Source organism: Mycobacterium sp. DHQP2018-32-09 (assembly GCF_058148405.1).
Map to the genome: position 1 here is coordinate 1 of NZ_JBYVYK010000160.1, position 429 is coordinate 429.

Annotated in this window: 1 protein-coding gene; it reads left to right on the forward strand. The window is 66.2% G+C overall.

Annotation, left to right across the window (positions count from 1 at the left end):
* Window positions 1–429, forward strand: a 429-nt coding sequence (locus tag AC30CM_RS27145; protein WP_490119998.1) for a YcjX family protein, incomplete at both ends; no start/stop codon positions are given.

The following is a 429-nucleotide window of genomic DNA, read 5'->3' on the forward strand; positions in this document are numbered from 1 at the left end:
TCGAGGACCGGCAATGGCCCCACTCGACCACGGACATCAGCGAACTGCGGCTTGTGATCGAGTACCAGCGGCAGAACGCGGCGGCGCGCACGCTGACGCTCGATCTCGTGGACTATCCCGGCGAATGGCTGCTCGACCTGCCGCTCCTGAACAAGAGCTACGAGCAATGGTCGGCAGAGAGCCTCGCGCTCTCGCGGCGCGAGCCGCGCGCGCGGCTGGCAAAGCAGTGGCACGCGCATCTTGCCACCCTCGAACCGAAGGAGCGCGAAGACGAACAGGCAACACTCACGGCCGTAAAACTGTTCACCGACTATCTGCGCGCCTGCCGCGACGAGCGCTTCGCCATGAGCCTGCTGCCGCCCGGCCGCTTCCTGATGCCGGGCAATCTTGCAGGCTCGCCTGCGCTCACTTTCGCGCCGCTGGATTTGC